Consider the following 6,933-nt stretch of genomic DNA (forward strand, 5'->3'; position numbering starts at 1 on the left):
CCGTTGGCCATCCGGACTGTCGCCTTGCCCGCGTCATCTGTCAGGGATTCAATTGTGACCCCGCATCTGACGTCCACACCCTCAAGGCGATGTCTTGCCGCGACCGCATCGGCGATCTCCTGAGGGACGCCGCGCTTCAGCACCCTCTCCAGCCCCTCGACAACAGTGACGTGAACACCGAGCATGCGCGCAGTCGCTGCCAGCTCCAGCCCGATGAACCCGCCGCCGATGATGGCGATGCGCGCGCCGGGCCACAGAAGCGGCCGCAGTGCCCGCGCATCGTCGAAGCGGCGCAGGTACAGGGCGTGCTCGTGGCCGGGTATGGCCAGGCGCCGCGGCCGCGCGCCGGTCGCCAGCAGCAGCCGGGCATAGGGCAGGGTGCGGCCGCCGGCCAGCGCCACGGTGCGGGTCGCGCGGTCGATGGCCGTGACCTCGGTGCCCAGGATCAGGTCGATGCCCAGCGCGTCGGCGCGGTCGCGCGCCAGGATCGTGGCCGGGGCCGGTGCTTCATCCGCCAGCAGCGCGGCCTTGGACAGGGGCGGCCGCTCATAGGGCGGATGGCGCTCGGCACCGACCAGCGTGACCGGGCCGGTCCAGCCCTCTTCGCGCAGGGCCGCCGCCGCCCGGGCCCCGGCCTCGCCGGCGCCGATGATCACCATCCCGGGGCCGGTCATGCGCCCGTCACCTCAGCCGCAGGAAGACCTGGCCGTCCTCCACCTTCACCGGGTGGGTGGCGAGGGCGACGCAGACCGGGGCGCCCTTGGCGGCGCCGGTGGTGAAGTCGAAGCGGCCATTGTGCTTCGGGCATTCGATGATCGTGCCCATCACCAGCCCGTCGGCCAGATGCACCTGCTCATGTGGGCACAGCCCGTCGGTGGCGAAATAGCGATCGTCCCCGGTGCGGTAGATGGCGAAGCTGCGGCCGCCATGGTCGAAGCGGACCACGTCCTCCGCGTCGATCTCATCCGCGGCGCAGGCCGCGATCCAGCCGTCCATGCTCTCTTCTCCCTGGTCGATGCGCATTATTCCGCCGGCACGGCCCGGGCGGTCCCGATCGCCGGCCCGGGCGAGGCGCCGGCCGGCAGGCGGCGTACCACATGATGGCGCGGGTCGCGTCGCTGCCGCAGCAGGGTCGGGATGATCTCGCGATAGGCGGCCCAGCAGCTCGGATAGGGCGGCGGGCAGTCGTGCTTCATCGCCGCGTGCAGCTTCGGCAGCGCGTGATAGGGCACCATCGGGAACATGTGGTGCTCCACATGGTGGTTCATGTTCCAGTATAGGAAGCGGAACACCGGGTTCATGATGACGGTGCGGCTGTTCAGCCGGTGGTCCAGCACATCCTCCGCCAGCCCGGCATGCTGGGTCAGGCCGAAGAACAGGGTCATGCCGCCGCCATACAGGGTCGGCAGCCCGACAAGCATGGCGGGCAGGATGCTGCCGGCAGCCAGGCAGGCGGCAATCACGGCGGCGAAGATGGCCAGGCAGATCCGCGCAATCAGGAAGACCTTCCGTCGCTCCATCGCCGGGATGAAGGTCGCTTCCTCCGCCGTCAGCCGGCCGGCTGCGTGCAGGGCCAGCTTGCGGATCGCGACCGCGCTGCTCTTCAGCATGACGGCGTTCAGGGCGATGCCCAGCAGATCGGGCGGGCGCGGCGCGGCGATCTCGGGGTCGCGGCCGACGATGATGGTGTCGGTGTGGTGCCGTGTGTGGCTCCAGCGCCAGATCGTCGGCTCGCGCAGGATCATGAAGCAGGCGATGTGATAGACGGCGTCGTTCAGCCAGCGCGTCTTGAAGGCGGTGCCGTGGCCGCATTCGTGCCAGCGGCTGTCCGAGGCCGAGCCGTACAGCACGCCATAGGCCAGGAAGAACGGCACGGCCCACCAGCTGCCCCAGAACACGACCCCGAGCCCGCCGGTGACGGCCAGGGCGGCGAACCAGATCAGCGTGTCGCGGATCGCCGGCCCGTCCGACCGGCGCATCAGCGCCTTCAGCTCATTGCGCGGGATCGGGCAGGCGTACCAGGCGGCGCCGGCCAGCCCGGCCTCGACCGCGCGCTGCGCCTCCGCCCCGACCAGGCTGTAATCCTTCCGGCCGATCTCCCCGGGCATCGCATCCTCCCGCTTCGCCCCGCCTGTCGCGGGTTGGAAAGGAGCCTAATCCGGGGGTGCCGCGACCTCAACGGAGGGGTGATGGAATCTATCCGTATCCATCATGATGCGGCGGTGCCCGTGATGGATCATTGCCGCCACGCTCAGGCCGGGTCGACATTTTCCGGGACATAGATCCGGAACGGCAGCACGTGCTGGCGCAGCCCGGCCGGGGGGCTGGCCGAGGTCGCCTCGATCATCGCGGCGATGGCGGCGGCGCAGAACTCGTCGACCGGCAGGGCCAGCACGGTGCTGATCGTGCCGTCGATCAGCGCGGCCCGGGTCGCCTCCGTCAGCTCGTTGCAGACCACGGCGAGGCCGCCGCGGTCCTCCTCGCGCAGGGCGCGGATGATGCCCTCCCGCCCGCCGCCGGCGTCGTACAGCCCGACCAGGTCGGGATGCCGCTGCAGCAGCTCCAGGGTGAAGGGGTAGGCGACCGCGGGGTCGTCGAGATTGACCGCCGTCTCCAGCAGCTCGAAGTTGCGGGCATGCTCGCGGAAATACGACCGGAAGCCGATCTCGCACATCTCCTGGCCGAGATAGCGATGGCTGCCGACGAAGACGGCGACCGGACCCGGCCGTTCGGCCGTTCGCGCCACCAGCCAGGCGGCGGTCCGCCCCAGCTTGCGGCTGTCGAGGCCGACATAGCCGGCCCGGTCCGGCGCCGACAGGTCGGAGAGCAGGGTGAAGACCGGGACGCCGCGGGCGGCCAGGTCCGACACGGCCCTGGTGACATGGGGGTGGTCGACCGCCACGCAGGCGACGGCGTCGCAACGGGTGCCGAGGCGCAGCAGCTCGTCGGCGATCCGCCGGGGCGCCAGCTCGTCGACATACACGACCGCCGCCTCGCCGCGGACCTCCCGTGCCCCGGCCGCGGCGCGGGCGGCGGCGGCGCCGATCGCCTGGTAGAAGGCGTCGCCGCTCTTCTGCAGCAGGAAGCCGAAGCGCCGGTGCGGCCGGGTGGCGGCCAGCAGGCGCTGCCGGATCAGGCCCGAGCCGTGATAGCCGATGCGCTCCGCCGCGGCCAGGACCCGGTCCGCGGTGCCCTCCCGCACCGGACGACGGCCGTTCAGCACGCGGTCGACGGTTGCGACCCCGACGCCGGCGGCCGCAGCCACATCGGCGAGCGTGGGCCGGCGCCGGCTGGCGGGCGCATCCGAATCCATGGGGTTCGACATCGGCGCCGCCATGATGAAATTCCATCCAATTCCATCATGGCATGTCATGCTGCGGCGTGGGAATGACGCCGACGGGGCGCGGCCTCAGCCCATCACGATGGCGCCGTCCTCGACCCGGACCGGAATGGCGTCGAGGCCGCAATCGGCGGGGCCGGAGACGGGGCTGCCGTCATCGGCATCGAATTCGGCGAAGTGGTTGGAACAGACCAGCCGGGCGCCGTCCTCGCTCAGCAGGCTGCCGCCGCGCCAGCTCAGCGGCAGCCAGACATGCGGGCAGGCGTCGAGGAAGGCGCGCACCGCGTCGCCGCGGCGGACCAGCAGCATCGAGAACACCCGGCGCCCGCTGCCGAAGGACAGCACCCGCACGCCGGGATCCTCGATCTCCGCCACCCGTCCCAACGTGGTGCCGGGCGCCGGGGCCTGCGGGTGCCGGCGCCAGGCCGGCCCCGCGTCCGGCCCGGCGAAGGGGTCGGTCACGCCGCGTCGCTGTCGGCCGACAGCACGCCGCGGCGGATCTGGTCCTCTTCGATGCTCTCGAACAGGGCGCGGAAATTGCCCTCGCCGAAGCCGTCATCGCCCTTGCGCTGGATGAACTCGAAGAAGATCGGCCCGATCACGGTCTGCGAGAAGATCTGCAGCAGGGTCTTGGTGTAGCCGCCCTCGACCACGCCTTCGCCGTCGATCAGGATGCCCAGCTCGCGCAGCCGCTCCACCGGTTCGCCATGCTGCGGCAGCCGGTCGGCGATCTTCGCGTAATAGGTGTCGGGCGGGGCCGGCATGAAAGCCAGGCCCTGGTCGCCCAGCTGGGTGACCGAGGCGTAGATGTCGCGGCAGCCCATGGCGACGTGCTGGATGCCCTCGCCTTTGTATGCGCGCAGATATTCCTCGATCTGGCTCTTTTCATCCGCGCTCTCGTTGATCGGGATGCGGATCTTGCCGTCCGGGCTGGTCAGGGCGCGCGAGAACAGCCCGGTCATCTTGCCGTTGATGTCGAAATACCGGATCTGCCGGAAGTTGAAGAGCCTGGCGTAGAAGCCGGTCCAGACATCCATCTGGCCGCGATGGACGTTGTGGGTCAGGTGGTCGAGATAATAGAGGCCGGCGCCTTCCGGATGCGGCGCGGCTTCGCCGGTCCACTCGAAATCGACATCGTAGATCGACCCCTTCGCGCCATAGCGATCGACGAGATACAGGATCGACCCGCCGATGCCCTCGATCGCCGGGATGCGCAGCTCACCGGCATTGACCCGGCTCTCGACCGGCTTGGCGCCCAGCGCCACCGCGCGATTCAAGGCATGCTCGGCATCGGCGACGCGGAAGGCCATGGCGCAGGCGCAGGGGCCGTGCTTGCGGGCGAAATCGCTGGCGAAGCTGTCCGGCTCGGCATTGACGATGAAGTTGATGTCGCCCTGGCGGTACAGCGTCACCCGCTTGGATTTGTGGCGCGCCACGGGGACGAAACCCATGGTCTCGAACAGCGCGCCCAGCTTCTCCGGCTCGGCGGAGGCGTATTCGACGAATTCGAAGCCATCCGTGCCCATCGGGTTGGCCTCGGTGATCTCGGCCGGCGGTGCGTCGTGCGGATAGGGGCCCATCGGGTGCTCTCCCAGGCGTGGCGGGTCTGCAGGGATGATACCAGCGGCGGCGTGGGCGTTCCGTGCGAAAGGGCGGGGCACGAGAGCCAGAGATGCGCGTTTCGAGCAGAAGTGATGGCTTGAGTGCCATAAACGGGCGCAAGAGACGAAAAGGGCCGCCGGATTGCTCCGGCAGCCCCTTTGTATTCCATCATCATCGGCGGCAAAACCGCCCAGCGGTCACTTCTCGACGAAGGCCTTCTCGATGACGTAGTGGCCGGGCTCGCCGTGGTTGCCCTCGTTGAAGCCGCTGCCCTCGAGCATGATCTTGAGGTCGGCCAGCATGTGCGGGCTGCCGCACAGCATCACGCGGTCGTGCTCGGCTTCCAGCGCCGGCAGGCCGATGTCGGTGAACAGCTGGCCCGAGGTGATCAGGTCGGTGATCCGGCCGCGGTTGCGGAACGGCTCGCGCGTCACCGTCGGGTAGTAGATCAGCTTGCTGCTGATGTCCTCGCCCAGGAACTCGTCCTGCGGCAGGTCCCTGGTGATCAGCTCGCCATAGGCCAGCTCGCTGACCTGGCGGCAGCCATGCAGCAACACGACCTTCTCGAAGCGCTCATAGGTCTCGGGGTCGCGGATCAGGCTCATGAACGGCGCCAGGCCGGTGCCCGTGCCCATGAGATAGAGGTTGCGGCCGGGCAGCAGGTTATCGAGCACGAGGGTGCCGGTGGCCTTGCGGCCGACGATGACCGGGTCGCCTTCCTTCAGATGCTGCAGGCGCGAGGTCAGCGGCCCGTTCTGCACCTTGATCGAGAAGAATTCGAGGCCGTCCTCGTAGTTCGGGCTGACCACGCTGTAGGCGCGCAGCAGCGGCTTGCCCTCGACCTGGATCCCGATCATCGTGAACTGGCCGTTCTTGAACCGGAAGGTCGGGTCGCGCGTGGTCTTGAAGCTGAACAGCGTGTCGGTCCAGTGGTGGACGCTCAGGACCCGCTCTTCGTAGAAATTGCTCACCGATCGTGCTCCCTGGCGCTCGTGTCCACGCGCATCGCGCGGAACTGTGGCCCCGCGCGCAAGGCGCGGAATGTGACCGAGGACATGTTTCATGTCGATGCCGATACGATTTTTCGGCTGCGACGAATTCGCAAGGCACCCTTGCTTGGGCACATTATTGTTTGTATACAAACAATAAATACGGGCGATCGGCTTTAATGTCAATCGCTCTCGACAGGTGAAGGCAGCCCGGCACGGGCGCGATCAAAAGGAACGTCTCATGGCGCATGACGAGCCGCAGAAGCCGGCCGGCCCGGCCAAGCTGGTGATCCGCAACATCGGCCTGCTGCTGAGCGGCAAGCTGGAGGCGCCGATCCTCGACGCCGACACCGTGGTCGCGATCGACGGCCGCATCGCCGCCATCGGCCGCGAGAAGGATGTCGACACCGAAGGCGCCACCACCGTGATCGATGCCCATGGCACGACCTTGGCGCCCGGCCTGATCGACAGCCATGTCCACCCCGTCATCGGCGACTGGACGCCACGGCAGAACCAGATCGGCTGGATCGACAGCAGCCTGCATGGCGGTGTCACCACCATGATCTCGGCCGGCGAGGTTCACATGCCGGGCCGGCCGCGCGACATCGTCGGGCTGAAGGCGTTGGCGATCACGGCGCAGCGCAGCTTCTCCGCCTTCCGTCCCTCGGGCGTGAAGCTGCACGCCGGCGCGCCGGTGATCGAGCACGAGATGGAAGAGCAGGATTTCAAGGATTTGGCCGATGCCGGCGTCACCCTGCTCGGCGAGATCGGCCTGGGCGGGGTCAAGGACGGACCGACCGCCAACCGCATGGTCGGCTGGGCCCGCAAATACGGGATCCAGAGCACGATCCACACCGGCGGCCCGTCGATCCCCGGCTCCGGCCTGATCGACAAGGATGTGGTGCTGGAGACCGACGCCGATGTCGTCGGCCACATCAATGGCGGCCACACCGCCCTGCCGGACAGCCAGATCCGCTGCATCTGCGAGGGCTGCAAGCGCGG

General features: G+C 68.7%; 7 protein-coding genes and 1 pseudogene. 1 reads left to right on the plus strand and 7 read right to left on the minus strand.

Going from position 1 to position 6,933, the window contains the following annotated elements:
• The 7 genes from AC3XYG_RS34965 to AC3XYG_RS34995 form a co-directional block, all read right to left on the minus strand.
• Window positions 1-674 (minus strand): FAD-dependent oxidoreductase (locus AC3XYG_RS34965; protein WP_489144505.1); only part of this gene is annotated, 674 nt, incomplete at its 3' end.
• A 7-nt stretch (window positions 675-681) separates the two neighbouring features.
• A complete protein-coding gene (locus AC3XYG_RS34970) occupies window positions 682-996 on the minus strand; it encodes a MocE family 2Fe-2S type ferredoxin (RefSeq protein WP_489144506.1) in 315 nt (104 codons plus the stop codon).
• A gap of 26 nt (window positions 997-1,022) precedes the next feature.
• A complete protein-coding gene (locus AC3XYG_RS34975) occupies window positions 1,023-2,108 on the minus strand; it encodes a fatty acid desaturase family protein (protein WP_489144507.1) in 1,086 nt (361 codons plus the stop codon).
• A 143-nt stretch (window positions 2,109-2,251) separates the two neighbouring features.
• Window positions 2,252-3,337: a LacI family DNA-binding transcriptional regulator gene (locus AC3XYG_RS34980; RefSeq protein WP_489144508.1), complete on the minus strand. Its 1,086-nt coding sequence runs from the start codon at window positions 3,335-3,337 to the stop codon at window positions 2,252-2,254.
• A 72-nt stretch (window positions 3,338-3,409) separates the two neighbouring features.
• Complete coding sequence (locus AC3XYG_RS34985) at window positions 3,410-3,802, minus strand: Rieske (2Fe-2S) protein (RefSeq protein ID WP_489144509.1); 393 nt, start codon at window positions 3,800-3,802, stop codon at window positions 3,410-3,412.
• Window positions 3,799-4,920, minus strand: a complete 1,122-nt coding sequence (gene hppD, locus AC3XYG_RS34990; protein ID WP_489144510.1) for a 4-hydroxyphenylpyruvate dioxygenase — start codon at window positions 4,918-4,920, stop codon at window positions 3,799-3,801. The genes AC3XYG_RS34985 and hppD overlap by 4 nt, the downstream gene beginning before the upstream one ends.
• Window positions 4,921-5,139: 219 nt before the next feature.
• Window positions 5,140-5,913 (minus strand): ferredoxin--NADP reductase, encoded by a 774-nt coding sequence (locus AC3XYG_RS34995; RefSeq protein WP_489144511.1) that lies wholly within the window; start codon window positions 5,911-5,913, stop codon window positions 5,140-5,142.
• Window positions 5,914-6,172: 259 nt separating this feature from the next.
• On the opposite strand from AC3XYG_RS34995, the pseudogene AC3XYG_RS35000 reads away from it, so the two are divergent.
• Window positions 6,173-6,933: pseudogene (locus AC3XYG_RS35000) on the plus strand (amidohydrolase family protein); the annotation flags it as partial.

It is taken from the genome of Inquilinus sp., assembly GCF_057815775.1.